Genomic DNA, 15,687 nt, shown 5'->3' with positions numbered 1-15,687 from the left:
TGGCGAATGGATGTCGCCCTTCGCCGTGTGGTGGATCCTCACCTGGGGCGGAATGCCGTTGGCGGCCAGAGATCGATAGACCCAAGATCACGACCTGCGGGGGAGCGACCGGATGATCGAGACCGCTGCTAGCGTCGTGACTATGAGCAGCGACGCCACCAATCGGTTCAGCGCAGCAGGCTCAGCCCTAGGCTACCTCGCTCAAGTGGAGTATGCGCTGCTCATCGCCCTGCAGCGCATGGACGGCGACGTCAGCCTGCGTCTCTCCCTCGAGACTGTTGATGACATCACGTTCGATGTCGATGGGGATGCTCGCGAGCTGTGGCAGACCAAACACCACGTCACCCGGCATGGCTCTCTGGGTGACGCGAGTCCCGACTTCTGGAAGACCCTTCACAACTGGATCGAGACCGCCGACGATGACTCGGCGTGCTTCCTGTTCACTACAGTGACCGCGCCCGCCGACTCCGCCGCGAGCCTGCTCGGGCCGGGACGTGGCGTCCAAGACATCACGGTGGCCATGCAGAAGCTCGACAAGGTGGCGAGTGCGGCTGGCAACGAATCCTCCCGGCCCTACTACACGAAGTACCTGGAGCTGAGGGAGGAACAGCGACAGGGACTTCTCACCCGGGTGACCGTCCTAGACGCCGCCGTCGACGCCGCCACGCTCACCGACGCGCTCGTGGGCACGGTGCGCAAAGCCACCACCGGACCGCGCCGCGGCCCGCTGATTGAGCGGCTGCGGGGCTGGTGGCACGGCCGCGCCATGACCCATCTCACCCGGATCGCTCAAGGTGAGACCGACTGGATCGATCTGGAGGAGATCGAGCAACGCCTCCTGCACATCGCTCAGACGCTGCGTGATGACAACCTGCCGCTGGACTACGGCGACGTCCCGCAGCCGACTGAGCAGGAGCTCAATGAAGATGATCGGATCTTCGTCGAGCAACTGCGGATCATCTTGCTGCACCATGACAGGATTCGGCAGGCCGTCTACGACCACAACCGTGCGTTCCTGCAACGGTCCCGCTGGCAACGGGAGCAACTGCTGAATGTCGGCGAGCTCGATAGCTACGATCGGCGCCTCATCGAGGAGTGGAACCGCGTCTTCTTGCCGGTCGGTGAACTCTCCGCGAACGACACTGAGATCACGGATGCAGACAAGCAACGGCGAGCGCAAGAACTGTATGTCGCGATCCAGCAGCGCGACCTCCCTGAGATTCGCCGGGACGTCCGATCCGGCTACATTCCCCTCGGCTCTCTTCACATCCTCGCTGACCGGCTGCAGATCGGTTGGCACCCCGACTGGGTCCAGTTGCTTAGACACCGGCTCAACGAGGTTTCCAGCGCCACCGCAGGGCAAGGTGCCGTCGCATGAGCAACGACACCATCCAGTCCGCCCTAGACTCCGAGACGAGCGTCCTGTTCAACCCGGCATTCTGCGCGGTACTCCTGCATAAGGTCTGCGCCGGATACGCGGAGAAGGCGGGGGCGCCGATGCCGGTGGTCTACGCGTTCCTGATCTTGCCCAACGCCTTGCACAAGCCGACCCGTGATGCACTCCCCAAGACGACGGCCGCGTCCATGTGGCCTTGGCTGCGTGAGCATCCCGTGCTGCTGATGGACTTGCCAGACCGGGTGCGTCGCCTCCGTCCCTACACCGCCGCGGCCATTGCCTACGGACTTGGGCACACGATCCTGATCGGCGCATTGGGCACACTCTCCGCTGGCACGATAGGGCGGCGTCCTCCGACGCTCAAGCCCACCGAGGACTGGCTCTCCTGTCAGAAGGCCGCAGGGTTCCTCGGGAAGTGGTTCGCCGGCACCGACGCCGACGAGGCCACCACCCTCGCACAGTGGGGAGTCCGGCCATGATGCAACTCGACGCGCTCATCCTCTACAGCCGGGCTGGCAACATCCGCGAGGTCCGCTTCCGTCCCGGGCAGTTGAACATCATCACGGGCGAATCCGGCACCGGTAAGAGCAGCATCATCGGTATCCTCCGATTCCTGCTTGGCGGCGACAGCCCCAACGTTCCTCTCGGACCCATCCAGGACACCGTTGCTTGGTACGGGCTGCTCGGCCACGTTGGCGACACCACGTTCTTCGTTGGACGTCCTGCCCCTGCGCACGGCAGCACCACAGCCCAGGCGATGCTCACCATCGGTGAGAACGAGATCCCCGCCTTCGACGCGCTGGAGGTCAACGCCAACAGCACCGACCTCGTCGACTACCTCGGCGGGCTGATCGGCATCGAGGAGAACCTCCACGTCCCGGCCGAGGGGCAGACCCGCAGAGCCCTGGCAGCGAACCTTCGCCACTCGCTTTACTACAACTTCCAGGGTCAAGGTGAGGTTGCTAACCCCGACCTACTGTTCCACCATCAGAACCGAGACTTCCAGAAGCAGGCGATCCGCGACACGTTGCCGTACTTCCTCGGCGCCCAAGACGCTGATGCGTTGCGCAAGCGAGAAGAACTCACTGGCCTGCGTCGCGATATTCGGCGCCAGACCCTGCGACTCGATGAGGCCCGCGCTTACCGCCAGCTCGGCGTCGGACGTGCCGTAGGACTTATCGCCGACGCCAAGAACGCCGGCCTGCTTGCCACCGATGTTGTCCCCACCGACACGGGGGAGGCAGTTGAGGTTCTCACCAGCATTCTGAGTCGCGACGAACCGACAGTGAGCATCGACGCGGTCGACAGCGGAGCCGAGTCTGAGAACCTGCTCGCGCGCCGCGCGCTACTGCGCGCCACTCTGCGCGACATCAACGACAAGGTTCGCGGCCTTGATGACTTCGCCAGAGTCGACAGTGACTATGGCGCAGAGCTCAATGAACACCGTGTCCGGCTCGCGTCCATCGGACTAGTTCCGGACGCCAGCGATGCAGACGCGCTCTGCCCGGTATGTCAGACCCGACTTGACACACCCGACACCCACATGTCTATCGAGCAAAGCCTTGGCCGTGTCGCGCGTCGACTCGAGTTGGCTCAGCGGGATCAGCCCCGCGTTGGTGCCGCCCGCGCAGAGCTCATACAGGCGCGCACCAACGTCAGGGCAGAGCTTGCCGACATCGACGCCGCACTCGAAGCGTTGGCCCACACTGACGACATCCGCGCTGCTGCGCAGCGGAGCTGGGACCAGCAGAGCTTCGTCCGAGGCCGCATCGCCCAGTACCTCGACACGACCACGCTGGAAAGCGACGACACGATCACCGAGCTCGAGGGGACGATTGAGGCGCTCGAAGCTAAGGCTGACAGGCTTGCCGACGAGCTTGATCCGGAATCGCTCCGCTCTGCCGTCAACTCCCTTCTGAACATCGTCGGTCGACGAATGACGGAACTCGCGAGGTCTTTGCCGTTGGAGCACTCAGAGCACGGCGTGCGCATCGACCCTTACCGGCTTACCGTCGTTGCCGACACCCTTCAGGGCCCCGCCTACATGGACGCCGGAGCGATCGGGAGTGGCATGAGCTGGGTCGGCTACCACCTCGCGGCCTATCTCGCGCTACAGCAGTACTTCATCGCGGCGAACCGCCCCGTACCTCGGTTCATCGTCCTCGACCAGCCCAGCCAGGCGTTCTTCCCTCGCGACCGCGTGAGCGGCGGCGACCTCACCGAACTGTCCGATACCGACCGCGACAACACGCGGAAGCTCTACAAGATGATGTTCGACGTCGTTACCGAGATGGACGGGAAACTGCAGATCATCGCCTTCGACCACGCAGACTTCACTGATGATTGGTTCCAGAACTCCATCGTCGAAACCTGGCGTGACGGCGGTGCCCTCATTCCGGACGAGTGGACTCGAACTGGCAGCACAGAACAGTCCGCGCTTTCGGGAGAGGGCGTCGACAGCGCCACCGGGCCCGAAGCCGGGTCGTGAGATCGCGCGTCCGGAAGTTGTACCGCTCGGCAGACTCATGGGTGGACGCGCCGCCTGGTTGTCGTCGATGACCAGCCTGACTACGGAACGGCGCCGCGAGTACTGCGCAACGCCAGTTCGCCCACGTCAGGGTCGTCCTCCGAGGTGATCACTTGACCCGGCTCGTGCGACGGATCTCAACCCCCGCTCGTCGCAGATGCTCCGACACCGTCGTCCGGTGAATGCCGTAGCGGCGACCAAGCGTATAGACAGAGTCGCCCGCCTCATAGGCCGCCGCCAACTCATCGATCTCGCTGGCGGACAGCCGCCGGATCCTCTTCCTAAGCCGCACCTCGTTTCGATTCCCCGAAGGTGTGCGCCACCTCTTCGCATCTTCGATCAGCGCCAACGCCGGGTTTTCGCCACCCCTGAGATTCGAGTAAGTTCCCAGGGTTTCCACTCATGGTGACCGAGCGACCGATGTAGGCGTCAAGGTGAGTCGCCCCCGAGACGCATACTGATCGCTGGATTCCTTCGGGAGACTCCAACCGACCCGTCAGCGCGGTGCAGGCGCAAGCGATCAGAAGAGCGTATGCCGACCGCCCGCGCCGGACCTTCGGAAGGTCCCGCGATTGCTGCCTCAGTTCGGCAGTCTCGTCTCCGGAAGGCCGAACCGGCCGAAGAGGCGTAGGTCGAAGAACGCGACGACGTGTGAGATCCGGGCCGGGGTCAGGGTGAGGACCTGCAGGTTGAACGCACGGTGGACACCCCGCTCGTCCGGGAGGTAGAGACCGAAGGCGGGTTGCCCGTTGGCCTTGGTGGGCACGAGCAGGTGATCACCCGACCGGCGGGCGGGGCTCTGCGCAGCGACCATCCGCCCGATCGTGGAGGCGCCGTGGAACCAGGCCGGATAGGGCGGCATCTCCCAGACGGCGTCAGCGGCCAGGGTCGCGACGAGTCCGTCGATGTCGTTGGCGTGCATCGCGGTGACGTAGCGGTCGAGAAGTTCGCGCTGGTGTGGGGTGGGTGGCTCGGTGACCTGATCCTCGTCGACCCGATCATGATCGAGTTGGGCACGGGCACGTTGCAACAGACTGTTCACCGCGGCTGGGGTGGTCTCCAGCATGGCCGCAACCTCGGCTGCGCTGAACATGAGCACCTCGCGCAGTACCAGGACGGCGCGCTGGCGCGGGGGAAGGCGCTGCAACGCGGCGATGAACGCCAGCCTGACGCTGTGACGTTGCGTCACTTCGGCGAGGGGATCCTCGGCGGCCGAGGCGCCGAGCCTGGTGTCCGGAAGAGGTTCCAGCCACGGAAGCTCGGGCCATTGCGCCAGTTGCGCTGTGGGGTCTTGTGCTGGGCCACCCAGGTCGGAGGGCAGGGCGCGGCGCCCGCGGTTCTCCAGGGCGCGTAGGCAGGTGTTGGTCGCGATCCGATACAACCAGGTACGGATCGATGAGCGTTCCTCGAAACCGGCGTAACCGCGCCAGGCGCGCAGGTAGGTCTCCTGGACGGCGTCGTCGGCATCGTGGATGGAGCCCAGCATCCGATAACTGTGGGCGAGCAGTTCGGACCGGTATGGGCGGGTTCGGCGATCGAAGTCATGGCCGAGTTCTTGCGTACTCACGAAGTCCACATCCTTTCCCCGGTTTCGGTGCTCTGCTCCTGCTGCGGCCGAAGCAGGAGCACGGCGAGCAGGGCACCAAGTGCTGCGACGCCAGCCAGCACGGTCAGAGCGAACTGGATCCCCTCGGTCAGCGCAACGACTGGTGCCTCGATGGCGGATGCGCGGGTCGCGTAACCGATGGCGGCCGCCGAGGCTAGTGCCGCACCGATCGTGGTCCCGAGCGCGAAGGAGGTCTCCTCGAGGCCCGCTGCCAGCCCGGCGTCGTGCTCGGCGACGTCGGCCAAGGCGGCAATCTGACCGGCGACGAATGCCGCACCCATACCGGCACCGAATATCACCAAGCCGCCGAGCAGGTCTTCGACGAGGCCGCCCTCGGGCCGCAGACGAGCCAGGAGTACGCACGCGACCGACAACAGGGCCATACCCGCGCCAGCTACTTTCCGGAACCCGGACCGGGTGACCAGGTGCTGCCCGACCAGGACGCCGATGACCGAGGTGACGGTCATGATCGCCATCGTCAGTCCGAACTGTAGTGCGGAGAAGCCCAGGACCTGCTGGGCGTACAGCGTCACGACGATCAGTAGACCATCGACCGAGACACCGGCGATCACGATCACCAGGTTGCCACCGACCAGGGTGCGTCCGGCGAAGATCCGCATCGGCACCAGCGGTGCCGGGCTGCGTTGCTCCACGACCACGAACAGCACTGCCGCGATGGCGGCGCCGGTACCGAAAACCGCGGCAGGAAGATCGACCCCGTGCTCGGTGATCCTGAACAGTCCCAGGAGCAGCAGCACCAGCGCACTGGTGGCCACGATCGAGCCAGGCAGATCGAGCCGCTGGTTGTTCCGAGGGCCTTCGGGCAGCAGGATCGGGCACAGTACCAACACCATCAGGCACACCGGGACATTGGTGTAGAAGACCCAGGCCCAGCCCACCCAGTCGGTCAGCACACCGCCCAGCAGGAGCCCAGCCGAAGCCCCCGTGCCGCCCAGACCGCCCCAGATGCCCAGGGCCCGATGTCGCTCCCGGCCATTGGGGAAGGCGTTCATCAGGATCGACAACCCCGCCGGGGTCATCACCGCCGCGCCAGCGCCCTGGAGCACCCTGGCGGCGATCAGGAGTTCACTGGTGGCAGCCAGTCCGCATGCCAGGGAGGCCGCCGCGAACACTGCGACCGCGACCATGAACACCATCCGCCGGCCCAGACGGTCGGCCAGCCGCCCTCCCAACAGCAACAGGCCGCCGATAGCGGCTCCATAAGCGGTGATCACCCACTGGACCTCCGCTGGAGCGAACCCGAGGTCGCGTGCGATCGCGGGCAGGGCTGCGTACACGCTCGTGGAATCCAGCACGCCCATGAACATCGCCATACACACAACGGCTAGCACCCACCAGCGCCGTACCGTCTTCACTTCCGTGCGAACCATCGGGCATCCTCCACAGACCATCGGTGTCACAGAGGTAGATACCTGTCCACCGGCAGACTCATCGGTACGCCGGAATTGGCACCTCGATCGCATCCTCGGGTGCGAGCCGGTCGTGCGGGAGGCGCTCGTAGGATCGGGACTGTGGTCAAGGTCGTGTTCATGTGCGGTCCGGCCGGGTCGGGCAAGTCCACCGTCGCCGGCCGGCTCGAGGCCGAGGGCATGTCCAGACTGTCGTTCGATCAGGAGGCGTGGCGACGGGGGTATCCCCTCGATGCCTCTACCACCGGACGTTCACGCCGAGATCGAGAGCGAACTGCGCGACCGGCTCATCCAGCTGGTGACCGACGGCAGCGACGTGGTGCTGGACTACTCGTTCTGGTCGCGCCGCACCCGAGATGAGTACCGCGACCTGCTGCGACCGCTCGGGGTCGAGCCCGAAACCATCTACGTGGCGACTCCGCGCGAGGTCGCCCTGGAGCGGATCCGCGCGCGCAGGCTCGCCCACGGTGACGACTACACGCTGAGCGACGAGCGGGCCGCGTCGTACTTCGATCACTTCGAGCCACCCACCGACGACGAAGGCCCGCTGACCGTCATCCGGCAGGGCTCCTGGACGATGACGGCCGAGTGCGCTCGGCGCGCTGCAGGTTGCGGATGAGTTCCTCCCGGGACTGTCCATCGAAGGATGCCTGCCACATCGGTGTGCCAGGGGTGCTGCGCCACGACTCGTTCAGGGGGCTGTTATCGACCGTGTCGAACCCGAGGCGATCGTAGAAACCTCTCACGAGTTCGACCGCCTCGGGGTAGTTGCTCGAGACGACAAGGGCGGAGCGATCTGGCGCTCCGGCTGGGCGGGCGAGGCGCACCAGCGCGGGCGCCTCATCGCCCGGTATCCGCACCTGGTCACGCCCGTGAAACTGGATGTGGCTGAGCGCCTTCGCGAGTTTCGCAGCAGGCAGTTGCTCCTGCCGCAGTTCGTGCACGGTCCTGGTGCCGGCATCAACAGCCGAGAAGGTGCCGTCCCGCCAGGGCATGTAGTTGTTGTTGTCGAGCACGACCTTCCCGGCCAACTCCTCCGCGGGAAGTGCGTGGCCGGGAACGTAGGGGAAGGCAAGGACAGCGAAGTCGGCCGCCGCAGCGGCGTCGGCGGCCCATGTGGCACGGGCGCGTGGACCGAGAGAACGCGCTAGATCCGCAATCGTCTGGGGCGAACGCGAGTTGGCGATCAGGACGCTATAGCCTGCTTCGATCGCCGAGCGGGCAAGGGTAGCGCCGGCTTGCCCGGCGCCGAGGATGCCAATGGTGGTCACTTGCGTTCTCCTTACGAAAGGTCCGCACCGGCGTGTTCCGACTCCCGCGCGACCGGCATCGCAGTTGCGCCCGGGTGATCGAGTCCCTCACCGTGGCCCTGGCGAACTGGTCCTGAACCCTCCTGCGCCAGGTCGGCGCCACGGGTCAGTGTCCGCGCGAGGAAGCCGCGGATCAGTGCGGTGACCTCGTCCAGGGCCGACTCCAGCAGGAAGTGTCCGCCGGGCAGCAACTCGATCTGGGCGTCAGGAAGGTCCCTGGCGAACGCTCTGGCCCCCTCGGGCCGGAAGATCTCATCGCCACGTCCCCATACCGCCAGCAACGGGACCTGGGAGGAACGAAAGTACTCCTGCACCGCCGGATACAGCGGTGGGTTGGTGGCGTAGTCGCGGAACAGGCGCAGTTGGATCAAGTCGTTTCCCGGCCTGGACACCATGGCGTGATCATGTACCCAGGTCAGCGGATCCACCAGGGTCGGATCGGCCTCACCGTTCAGGTACTGCCACTTGATCGCCTCGAGCGTCTGTGCTTCCCGGGCCGCGGCCTCGGTCTGCTTGTTCTGATCCGTCGTGTACTCCCACAGTCCGGCCCAGAACTCCTCGACGAAACCCTCCTGGTAGGCGTTGCCGCTTTGGCTGACGATCGCCGTGATCGCCGACGGGTTCGCCAACGCGAGCCGCCAACCGATCGGGGCCCCGTAGTCCATGACGTACATGGCGTACTCGGTGATGCCCAGGTCCTCGAGCAGTTTGGCCGTGATGGCGGCCAGCGCGTCGAAGGTGTAGTCGAACTCCTCCACGCTGGGAGCATCGGAGAACCCGAAGCCGAGGTGATCCGGCGCCACCACCCGGTACTCGTCGGCGAGGCGGGGAATGAGGTGGCGGAACATGTGCGAACTCGTCGGGTAGCCGTGCAGCAGCACAACGGGTGGGGCATCGCGGTGGCCGGCCTCGCGGTAGAAGATCCGGTACCCATCGACTTCAGCGAACCGGTGGTGGACAGCGACCATAGTACTAACCCTCTCAATTGCGCGTAGGTGGTTAGGGCACTCAAGCAGTCGAGTGCTAACCTGTCAAACTCGAGTAAGGTGGTTAGCATGGAGATCGTGACGCGCGTCGATGAGGACCTGCTGCTGGATTTGCTGAACACCACCCCCGTGGTGGATGGCGTGCGGGTCGACGAGTTCGGGAGCCTCCCGCAGGCGCAGGACTGGGCCGTGGCCCGGGGAGGCGTCGGCACCGCCGCAGAGGCCGAGCAGTTGCGCCGCGTACGCGACGCCATCCAGGCAGTCTCCCGCGGGGATTCACCCGCGCAGGCTCTCCAGGCGGATCTGGGCCAGGTCAGACTCCATCCGCAGTTGTCCGAGAGCGGCCTGAGCTGGCACCTACGCGTCCCTGCCGACCAGGTGCTCGCCGCCCGGGCGATGCTCGCCTGGGCCTCGATCCATGCGCGCAGCCCGGAGCGGCTGCGACCCTGTGCCAACCCCGAGTGCTGCCGGTTCCTGCTGGATCGCAGCAACGCCAACACCGCCCGGTGGTGTTCGATGGCGCTGTGCGGGAACCGCTCCAAGGTCCGGCGCCATTACCAGCGCAACCGCGCCACGGAGGAGTGAGCGTTGCTACCGGGAATTATCGATGACCTGCGCCGTTGCGGCCCACGGCCGGCAGGCCAGCGCGCACCCGATCAGGGCCACCACGCAGAGGGCGAGCAGGATCCGGTAATCCATCACCAGGATGATCCCCGCACCGGCCACCGTGGCCGCGGTCTGAGGCGCATTGAAGACCATATTCATTGCCGCGCTCGCCCGGCCCTGGATGCCCGGAGGGGTGACCCGGATCCGGTAGTTCGACGCCCCGACCACGAACCAGGGGATGCCGAGCCCGGAGGTGGCAAGGGTGAGGCTTATCAGCAGCAGACCGAAGGCGCCATCGGCGGGCACGATCGTGATGATCGCCAGGGAGCCGACCAACCCACCGCTGAGCACGCCCAGCCCCGCGCCGACCAGGCGGCGCTCCCCGATGCGTTTGAGGATCGCGGCGCTCGTGGCCCCACCGATCACCGCGCCCACACCCTGGACGGTGACGACGATGCCCAGCGCCTGGGAGCCCACCCCCAGCCCCTGCTCGAGGATGGGGAAGACCAGCACATTCAGAAATCCCGTGATGCCCACCGCGATCCCGAGCACGATGGTGATCAGGCGCAGGGTGGGGTCGCCCCAGAGCACGCCGAAACCAGCGCCGAGTTGTCGCAACGCCCCGGGAGCATCGGTGGCCTGCGGTGCTGGCGACTCTTTCAGGCGTACCGTGGTCAGCACAGCGGCGGTGACCAGGAAGCAGGTCGCGGTCAGGACCACGACGGCATGCGGGCCGGTCAGGACGAACAGGCCGGTGCCCAGCAGCGGACTGATCAGCCGCAGGCCCTGGTCGATCGTGGTGAACAGTCCGTTCGCGCCGGGCAGTTCGTCATCGCTGAGCATGTCGCGAAGCAGTCCGGACTGGGCAGCCGAGGTCAGGTAGGCGGCCAGACCGTAGCAGAACGTGACCGCGTAGATCAGCCACAAGCCGGAGGCGTCCTGCACCGTGAGCAGACTGGTCACGACCAGGCCGACGCCCACGTTGGTGGCGATCAGCAGCCGGCGCCGCGAGACGCGATCGGCCAGTTGTCCAGCCAGGGGGGCGAGAAGAGCGGGCAACCCGAGTGCTGCGAAGACCAGCCCGGCGGCGCTGTCGGAGCCGGTGAGTTCCCGCACCCAGATGGCCAGTACCAGGAACAGGGCACTGTCCCCGATGTTCGTGCTGACCCAGGCCAGGGTCAGTCGCCGGAAGGACTGGTGGCGCATCGCCAGCGGTAGTCGCTCGCGCAGCGACGGCTTCACCGGGGGGTGCTGACCAGGCGTGGGCGAAGCCGGTTGGATGCCGATCGGGGGATCGGCGACGGCGGTCGGAGCCTCGGTCTCGGCGTCATCCGGGCGTGGGGTACTCATGGATCGGTGTCCTCATCCTCGGGGAACTGTCGGCGGCATTGACGACCTCCGGTGCGCGCCGGGCGTGGGCGGATCCGATGGGGTCAGCCGAATCCGGAGCGGGCCGGGTGGAAGTCGCGTGTGGTGTGGGTGCCCGTGCTGATCAAGGGGCCTGATCGCTGCTGCCGTCGGCCTTGTCGCCGGCGGCTTCGACGTCCTGGGCTCGGGCCAGCAACTCGTCGAGGTCCGGGTTGAGGGTGGCGAAGAACCTACCCTTGGTGGCGCCGGCGGGCCGATTCGCAGGGTCGCGGCGGCCCTCGAACCGGTCCACCAGTTCTTTGATGTCCTCGGCGAGCTCGGCCATCTCCTCGGGGGTGGCCCAGAACGTGGAGGTGTTCACGGTCACCGCCGGCACCCACGTGCGGTCCTTCATATAGGCGGGCGCCTCGCGCAGGAACTTGATCACCCGGGCGGCCTCGCGCTGGACGTAGAGAGCGCCCAGTTCGGTCGACTCTGCGATCCCGGTGGGATCATCCCGATCAGGGCGCATGTCGCGGGACTTGTGAATCGAACGCCACGGCTTCTCCCGGCCCCGGGGTTCGGCCCGCTCGATGAAGCGGCCGCCGGCCAGGATCCGCAGGTGGAAGGAGCAGTTCGCCACGCTCTGATCGAGTTTGGCGGCGATCTCACTTGCGGTGGCCTCGGTGACCTCGTCGAGGATCTCCATGATCTCGATCCGCAACGGGTGGGCCAGCGCCCGCATCACCGCAGGGTCGGTGCTGCGGTACTCGGCCCGGCCGGGTTGGTCCTGGTCCTCGGGGGAGGCGGTCGTTTCGCTCACCTCAGGCACCCCGGGTGTGCAGAGTCGCCTGGGCGCGGAAGCGGTCCTGCCGGCGTTCGGCGATCTCGGCGGCGATCTGGCTGCGTCGAGTGGTGGCGCGGCGGATGGTGCTCAGGTGCGGGGTGGTGCGGCGCATGATCTGCGTCCTCTCTGGTGGCTCATGCACAACAGTACTTGCGGAAGGGACGTTGCGCAAGACGTATTGCGAAAGGTTCATTGTGAGCGTGGGGCGGGGGAGCCGCTCGCGGACTGGGCTCCGCATTGCCGGCGAGTCCGGCAGGTTCGCCGCCGAATCAGACCGGCCGTGCGTGCAGGGAGGCCTGGGCCCGGTGCAGGTCGTGGCGGTGCTGGGCGGCCTCGGCTGCGATCTGGGAGCGCCGAGTGGTGCGGAGGGAGGTGGGGGCGATGCGTCGCATGGTGCTGGTCCTTTCGGTGGGTGTGAACACAACACTACTTGCGAAAGGATCATTGCGCAAGGGGTGTTGCGAAAGAGATGTTGCGCATGTGCTGATGTGAGCGTCCGCGCCGGGCGCAGGCGGCTACGGCGCGCGAAGGAACGCGATCCAGGGACACGGATCGCCCACTGAGGCGCATGCGCGAGCAGCCCTGACCTGCTGTCTCAGGTGTCCGTGCCGGACACCACCCGGTGGGCTCCGGTGTAGACGTTCAGCCGGTCACCGCGGTTGAATGCGACCAGGGTCAGGCCCACCTCCTGCGCCAGTTCCACCGCGAGGGCGGAGGGTGCCGAGACGGCCGAGAGCACCGGGACCCCTGCCATCGCTGCCTTCTGCACCAACTCGAACGAGGCCCGCCCCGAGACCTGCAGCACCGTGGCGCGCAGCGGAAGGTGATCCTCTCGCAACGCCCAGCCCACCACCTTGTCCACCGCGTTGTGGCGACCCACGTCCTCCCGCACGCAGAGCACGGACGGGGCACCGTCATCGTCTGCGGTGAACAGTGCCGCGGCATGGACCCCACCGGTACGCCCGAAGACCTCCTGGCGCTCACGCAGGCGCTGCGGCAGCGCCAGCAGGTCGGCCAGGGTGAACCGGACGTCGTCGTCGGCTACCGGGTACGCCGAGGTCTTGCGGATCGCCTCGATCGAGGCGGTCCCGCACACCCCGCAACTGGAGGTGGTGTAGACGTGCCGCGCCAGGTCGGGCAGCACCACGTCCTGGCTCAGGTGCACACTGACGACGTTGTAGTCACGCTCTCCCTGCGGGGTGAGGCCGTCGTAGGCGATCTGGCGCACCTGGTCCGACCGCCGGATCACGCCCTCGGAGACCAGGAACCCGATCACCAGATCCAGGTCGGAGCCCGGCGTGCGCATCGTCACCGAGAATGCGCTGGCCCCCACCCGGATCTCCAACGGTTCCTCACCGGCGATCTGGTCGGCCCGCTCCCGCCGCCCGCCGTCGGCGTCCAGACGCAGCACCGGCCATCGTTTGACGATCCGCGCCATCGGCAACTCACCTCCCGCTTCGTCGGGTCCGCGCAGGCGCAGGCGCCTACGATGAACCGCACACCCGAGGATAGGGCGGTGCGGACATGACCGAGGACGAGCTCAAGGTCACAACGCCGCCGGACAGCGCCGTCGGGGCGGCGGGGGTGACCACGGCACTTCGGCACGTGCTGCGGGAGATGGGCCCGGTGCGCGGCGCCGCCGGCCTGTTGAAACTCAACCAGCCCGACGGCGTGGACTGCATGAGTTGTGCGTGGCCGGACCCGGAGGCGGGGGAGCGAAGTCATGCCGAGTTCTGCGAGAACGGCGCCAAGGCCCTGGCCAGTGAGGCCACCCGGAAACGGGTCCGCCCGGAGTTCTTCGCCGAGCACTCCATCGCCGATCTGGCCCGGCGCGACGACTATTGGCTGAACCGCCAGGGCCGCATGACCACCCCGATGCTCAAGGAGGCCGGGGACACGCACTACCGGCCCATCACGTGGGAGCAGGCGTTCACGCGCATCGCCACCGAACTGCGCTCCCTCGCCCATCCGGACCAGGCGGCGTTCTACACCTCCGGGCGCACCTCCAACGAGGCAGCGTTCCTGTACCAGTTGATGGTGCGCGGATTCGGCACGAACAATCTGCCGGACTGTTCGAACATGTGCCACGAGTCCTCCGGGGAGGCGCTGGGGCGCACGATCGGGATCGGTAAGCCTCGATCCACCGATGGGGCGATAAGGCGAGTTGATCTGGGCTGAGATGCTCGAAACGCTGCAAGGGCAGGGGTAAATCGCCGGTCTGTCCGGCTTTTCCACTTGGGGTTCCTTGGTCGTCGGTGCAGGAGTTGGCGCTCAGGTGGATGGTGCTCGGGCCGGCAGGACGTGGTCGTAAAGGTTCGTCCAGGCCTGGTGCCAGGGCCAGTTGGTTGGCAGATGTAGTCGCAGGCGCCGGGCTGAGGAGGCCACCCGGGCGGGGATGTTGATCAACTTGCGCCGGATCGTGGCGGTGTGGGCCCGGGCCAGGTCAGCGGCCCGGGTGGTCGTGGCGGCGGCGCGGGTGAGGTTGAAGGCCATAACCGCGCAGACCAGCCAGGCGGCGTTGGCGTTGAACACCCCTGAGGGCAGGTGCGCCAGCGGCCCGGCCTTCAGATCGGCGTGGACGTTTTCGATGATCGCGTGGGCCCGGTGGACCTGATCAGCAACCACAGTGTCGCGCTCGTCGGTGCTGCTGGTGGTGAAGAAGGCGTGGAAGCGCCACGTTTCGAACAGGGCGCCCTGCCCGGTGTCCTTCTTCGGGTTCAATTCTGGGATGCGGCGCACCACCAGACGCCCGGGGATGTGCTGGGCCTTCTTCTTGGAAGTGAAAGCGGTGTAGTCGATCTCAGCAACTTCAGCCCGTGAGATCCACTTGCCGGTAGCCTCATCGAAGATCGCCTCGGTGTACTTGATCGTCTCCCACGCCGACTCGGCGATGGCGGCGATGGCGCGCTTGATCGCCGGGTCCATCCGCACTGTGATCGACACCTGCGCTCCGGCCTTGTGGCAGGCGGCCACCAGTTCTTGGGAGTAGAACGCCGCATCGCCGCGCACCAGCACTGCCCGTCCGGCCAGATGGGTGCGCTTGATCAGCGCCAACGTATCGGTAGCCAGTCGCTGGGCCCCGCGGGGTGAGCCGGTGGAGCCCTTGCGGAGCCGCTGGGCGGCGATCACCGGGGAGAAGGAGGCGCCCGAGACGGTGGCCAGCAGTGCGTTCAGCCCGCGGACCCCGGAGTAGCCGAACCCCGCGCCCTGCTTGGCATAGCCGTGGACTTCGATGATGGTGTCATCGATATCGACCATCACCGGCCCGGTATCGGCGGCATCGCCGAGCAGGTCGGCGTGCTGGGCCAACTTGCCCAGGAACCGCGAGGCGATCGCATCGCCTTGGCGCACGTGCCCGAAGGTGAAGGACCGCAAGAACGACCCCAGGGTCGAAGGCGCGTAGGGGCGGGTGAAGATCTTGCCCATCGCCCCATGACGTAACAGGGCCATGTCATCGATACTGTCCGCCCCGGCGGCCATCGCGGCCACCAGCGAGGAGATCTTCGCACCAGCATTGGCACCCTTGTCACCAGCGATACTTAACCGCTCCTGCGCCAGAACACTCAGGTCGGCTTTACGGGCCAGGGCCATCAACGGCACCAGCCCAGCGGCCGACACGAGATTGGGGTCAT

Annotated in this window: 16 protein-coding genes and 1 pseudogene; 6 read left to right on the top strand and 11 right to left on the bottom strand. The window is 66.6% G+C overall.

Annotated features, from left to right (window positions below):
- The first annotated feature begins 142 nt into the window (after positions 1–142).
- The 3 genes from ACO0LV_RS17910 to ACO0LV_RS17900 are packed head-to-tail and all read left to right on the top strand — an operon-like array spanning position 143 to position 3,884.
- On the top strand, positions 143–1,378 hold the full coding sequence (locus tag ACO0LV_RS17910) for an ABC-three component system protein (protein WP_424789287.1): 1,236 nt from the start codon (positions 143–145) through the stop codon (positions 1,376–1,378).
- Positions 1,375–1,875 (top strand): three component ABC system middle component, encoded by a 501-nt coding sequence (locus tag ACO0LV_RS17905; RefSeq protein ID WP_424789286.1) that lies wholly within the window; start codon positions 1,375–1,377, stop codon positions 1,873–1,875. The genes ACO0LV_RS17910 and ACO0LV_RS17905 overlap by 4 nt, the downstream gene beginning before the upstream one ends.
- Complete coding sequence (locus ACO0LV_RS17900; RefSeq protein ID WP_424789285.1) at positions 1,872–3,884, top strand: DUF3732 domain-containing protein; 2,013 nt, start codon at positions 1,872–1,874, stop codon at positions 3,882–3,884. Before ACO0LV_RS17905 ends, ACO0LV_RS17900 begins: the two co-directional genes overlap by 4 nt.
- A gap of 148 nt (positions 3,885–4,032) precedes the next feature.
- Here ACO0LV_RS17900 and ACO0LV_RS17895 read toward each other — a convergent pair whose 3' ends face one another.
- From ACO0LV_RS17895 to ACO0LV_RS17885, 3 genes are all read right to left on the bottom strand, one after another.
- The gene (locus tag ACO0LV_RS17895) at positions 4,033–4,323 is read right to left on the bottom strand and encodes a helix-turn-helix domain-containing protein (protein ID WP_424789284.1); all 291 of its coding nucleotides are present in this window, start codon (positions 4,321–4,323) and stop codon (positions 4,033–4,035) included.
- 180 nt (positions 4,324–4,503) lie between these two features.
- Positions 4,504–5,490, bottom strand: coding sequence for a sigma-70 family RNA polymerase sigma factor (locus ACO0LV_RS17890; protein WP_424789283.1), 987 nt, complete (start codon positions 5,488–5,490; stop codon positions 4,504–4,506).
- The gene (locus ACO0LV_RS17885; protein ID WP_424789282.1) at positions 5,487–6,920 is read right to left on the bottom strand and encodes an MFS transporter; all 1,434 of its coding nucleotides are present in this window, start codon (positions 6,918–6,920) and stop codon (positions 5,487–5,489) included. The genes ACO0LV_RS17890 and ACO0LV_RS17885 overlap by 4 nt, the downstream gene beginning before the upstream one ends.
- A 159-nt stretch (positions 6,921–7,079) precedes the next feature.
- On the opposite strand from ACO0LV_RS17885, the pseudogene ACO0LV_RS17880 reads away from it, so the two are divergent.
- Positions 7,080–7,578 (top strand): annotated as a pseudogene (locus ACO0LV_RS17880) (AAA family ATPase).
- Here ACO0LV_RS17880 and ACO0LV_RS17875 read toward each other — a convergent pair.
- Positions 7,514–8,230, bottom strand: coding sequence for an NADPH-dependent F420 reductase (locus ACO0LV_RS17875; protein ID WP_424789281.1), 717 nt, complete (start codon positions 8,228–8,230; stop codon positions 7,514–7,516). The pseudogene ACO0LV_RS17880 and the gene ACO0LV_RS17875 sit on opposite strands and share 65 nt — an antisense overlap.
- An 11-nt stretch (positions 8,231–8,241) precedes the next feature.
- Positions 8,242–9,237 (bottom strand): alpha/beta fold hydrolase, encoded by a 996-nt coding sequence (locus tag ACO0LV_RS17870; protein WP_424789280.1) that lies wholly within the window; start codon positions 9,235–9,237, stop codon positions 8,242–8,244.
- Between the two features lie 87 nt (positions 9,238–9,324).
- On the opposite strand from ACO0LV_RS17870, the gene ACO0LV_RS17865 reads away from it, so the two are divergent.
- On the top strand, positions 9,325–9,840 hold the full coding sequence (locus ACO0LV_RS17865) for a CGNR zinc finger domain-containing protein (protein ID WP_424789279.1): 516 nt from the start codon (positions 9,325–9,327) through the stop codon (positions 9,838–9,840).
- A 6-nt stretch (positions 9,841–9,846) separates the two neighbouring features.
- Here the strand turns inward: ACO0LV_RS17865 and ACO0LV_RS17860 are convergent, their stop codons facing one another.
- The 5 genes from ACO0LV_RS17860 to fdhD form a co-directional block, all read right to left on the bottom strand.
- Complete coding sequence (locus tag ACO0LV_RS17860; RefSeq protein ID WP_424789278.1) at positions 9,847–11,211, bottom strand: MFS transporter; 1,365 nt, start codon at positions 11,209–11,211, stop codon at positions 9,847–9,849.
- A gap of 142 nt (positions 11,212–11,353) precedes the next feature.
- Positions 11,354–12,031 (bottom strand): ArsR/SmtB family transcription factor, encoded by a 678-nt coding sequence (locus tag ACO0LV_RS17855; protein WP_424789277.1) that lies wholly within the window; start codon positions 12,029–12,031, stop codon positions 11,354–11,356.
- 1 nt (position 12,032) lies between these two features.
- Positions 12,033–12,167 (bottom strand): hypothetical protein, encoded by a 135-nt coding sequence (locus ACO0LV_RS17850; protein ID WP_424789276.1) that lies wholly within the window; start codon positions 12,165–12,167, stop codon positions 12,033–12,035.
- A 157-nt stretch (positions 12,168–12,324) separates the two neighbouring features.
- Positions 12,325–12,447: a hypothetical protein gene (locus tag ACO0LV_RS17845; RefSeq protein WP_424789275.1), complete on the bottom strand. Its 123-nt coding sequence runs from the start codon at positions 12,445–12,447 to the stop codon at positions 12,325–12,327.
- Positions 12,448–12,650: 203 nt separating this feature from the next.
- A complete protein-coding gene (gene fdhD, locus ACO0LV_RS17840) occupies positions 12,651–13,493 on the bottom strand; it encodes a formate dehydrogenase accessory sulfurtransferase FdhD (RefSeq protein WP_424789274.1) in 843 nt (280 codons plus the stop codon).
- An 86-nt stretch (positions 13,494–13,579) separates the two neighbouring features.
- Between fdhD and ACO0LV_RS17835 the strand changes: the two genes are divergently transcribed.
- Positions 13,580–14,233, top strand: coding sequence for a molybdopterin-dependent oxidoreductase (locus tag ACO0LV_RS17835; RefSeq protein ID WP_424789273.1), 654 nt, complete (start codon positions 13,580–13,582; stop codon positions 14,231–14,233).
- Between the two features lie 93 nt (positions 14,234–14,326).
- On the opposite strand, the gene ACO0LV_RS17830 is transcribed toward ACO0LV_RS17835, so the two are convergent.
- On the bottom strand, positions 14,327–15,687 hold a 1,361-nt coding region (locus ACO0LV_RS17830), incomplete at its 5' end, for an IS1380 family transposase (RefSeq protein ID WP_424787592.1).

Origin of the sequence: Pseudactinotalea sp. Z1739 (assembly GCF_049725055.1) — a bacterium.
Taxonomy (GTDB): domain Bacteria; phylum Actinomycetota; class Actinomycetes; order Actinomycetales; family Beutenbergiaceae; genus CALKWS01.
The sequence above is the reverse complement of the archived record's forward strand: the minus strand, read 5'-3'. Positions and strand labels throughout refer to the sequence as shown.